This window comes from Actinomadura chibensis NBRC 106107 (assembly GCF_001552135.1).
Taxonomy (GTDB): Bacteria; Actinomycetota; Actinomycetes; order Streptosporangiales; family Streptosporangiaceae; genus Spirillospora; species Spirillospora chibensis.
The window spans coordinates 1-2249 of sequence record NZ_BCQP01000117.1; the positions used below are offsets into that span (position 1 = coordinate 1).

2 protein-coding genes are annotated in these 2249 nt (G+C 59.7%); one reads left to right on the forward strand and one right to left on the reverse strand.

Going from position 1 to position 2249, the window contains the following annotated elements:
- Nucleotides 1-1141 (forward strand): type IIL restriction-modification enzyme MmeI (locus tag ACH01S_RS44800; protein ID WP_370671603.1); only part of this gene is annotated, 1141 nt, incomplete at its 5' end.
- 17 nt (nucleotides 1142-1158) lie between these two features.
- Here the strand turns inward: ACH01S_RS44800 and ACH01S_RS41660 are convergent.
- On the reverse strand, nucleotides 1159-2249 hold a 1091-nt coding region (locus tag ACH01S_RS41660), incomplete at its 5' end, for a type IIL restriction-modification enzyme MmeI (RefSeq protein WP_370671604.1).

Consider the following 2249-nt stretch of genomic DNA (forward strand, 5'->3'; position numbering starts at 1 on the left):
CGCCACCGCCAACCTGGAATACGCCGCAGTCTGGGGCACACTCGGCCCGATCGCGGACGCGATCCCACGCGTAGCCGACGACCTACCGGTACACCGCATCAGCACCCTCCTCGAACCAGCCGGACGAACCGAAGGCAAACCCGTCCGACTCGCCGAGAACGCAGGGATCGCGTTCATTGGATGTTACGTACTCGGCATGGGCTTCGTCCTCGACGTTGCTGAGGCGCAAGAGTGGATCGCTGCTGATCCACACAACGCCGAAGTACTCTTCCCCTACCTCAACGGCGAAGACCTCAACTCCCGACCCGACGCCTCCGCCTCCCGATGGGTCATCGACTTCAACGAAAGAAGCCTCTCTGAAGCGGAGCGGTACCCTCTTGCGCTCGCGCGCGTAAGGCAACTGGTCAAGCCTGAACGCGACCGTCTTAACGGCCGCAATCCGACCGCCACGGACCGGGCAAGGAACTGGTGGAGGTTTGGTCGACGAAGCCCAGCGATGCGGAAGGCGATCGCTACGTTGCCGGAAGTGTTGGTCATCGCTCGTGTCAGCAAGACTGTGATGCCTATGCGCGTGCCAACCGGGCAAGTCTTTCACGAGAAGTTAGTTGTGTTCGCCACCGATTCGCACGCGACACAGGCCATTCTCTCATCTAGCGTCCATCAGTTATGGGCTATTAGGTATGGCACGACCATGAGGACGGATCCCACGTACACGCCGGAACTCGTCTTTGGCTCGTTGCCACGTCCGGAGATTTCAGACCGCCTTGAGACCGCTGGTCGCACGTTAGATGTGGAGCGCCGCAACATCATGCTGCGTCGTGACCTCGGCCTAACCATGCTCTACAACCTCGTCAACGACCCCAGCGTCCAAAGGGACAAGGATCTCGATCGGCTGCGTGAGATCCACGTTGAGGTCGATGAGGCGATCATGGACGCATACCGCTGGGACGACATCGCTCTTGGTCACGGCTTCCACACTTACCGTCAGGTGCAACGCTGGACTGTTTCTCCCACAGCACGCGCTGAAATTCTCGACCATCTGCTGCTGGAGAATCACCTCCGCGCCAAGAAGGAGCGCGGCAGCCGACCCTCTACGTGGGGAGCAACGAGTTCGGCACAGGGAAATGCGCTATTCGACTGACCGTCAATATGGTTCAGTCACGCGAAGAATGTTCCCTCTTCCTTGGGAATCTCTCCGCTTATAAACGGCTGCTGGCTCTGCCGCTCACCTTCGGCGCGGCGATGGTTCTCCTGAAGCAGGCGATCGAGGACCTCGACTCGAGCCTCCGGGCTCACGCTCCAGCGTCGCACCCTCTTGTAGGTATGATGCCCGTGGTCAAGAGCGATGTCGGACCATCCGTACGCGTCTAAAACCTCGTGGTCGAGTTCCAGGTGGAGGGCCCGAAGACGCGAAACATCTGGGTCCGCGGAGTATGCGGGGTCGTCGTTGTTCACGAGGTTGTAGAGGTTGGTCAGGCCGAGTTCCCGGCGCGCCATTATCTCGCGCCGTGCTGCATCCAAGACATGGCCGATCCGCTCTACGCCATCCGTCAATTGCGGCTGAGGGAAGGTCTCGAAAACGTCGGAGGGTGAATAGTTCACATCTGATCGCATTGTTGAGCCATATTTGATAGCCCAGAGCTGGTGAAGGCTCGATGACAGGACTGCCTGAACGCCGTAGCTAGCGAAGGCAAAAACTCCAAGCTTGTGGCTGAATAGCTGGTTATTCGGAACACGCAGCGGCATGACGGTCTTGCTGACCAGAGCGATGACCAACACTTCCGGCAACGCAGCGATTGCCTTCCGCAGAGCAGGGCGCTTCTCCGCATGTTGCCACCAGTAGTCACGATAGACCTTGCGGTTGTTGCTTAGCCGCTCTGACTTGACCTGTTCGACGAGTCGCTGGAAGGGAAGTCGATATGTCGCGGCGACTTCTTCGGTGCGGTCGTTGAAGTCGATGACCCATCGGGAGGCGGAGGCGTCGGGTCGGGAGTTGAGGTCTTCGCCGTTGAGGTAGGGGAAGAGTACTTCGGCGTTGTGTGGATCAGCAGCGATCCACTCTTGCGCCTCAGCAACGTCGAGGACGAAGCCCATGCCGAGTACGTAACATCCAATGAACGCGATCCCTGCGTTCTCGGCGAGTCGGACGGGTTTGCCTTCGGTTCGTCCGGCTGGTTCGAGGAGGGTGCTGATGCGGTGTACCGGTAGGTCGTCGGCTACGCGTGGGATCGCGTCCGCGATCGGGCCGA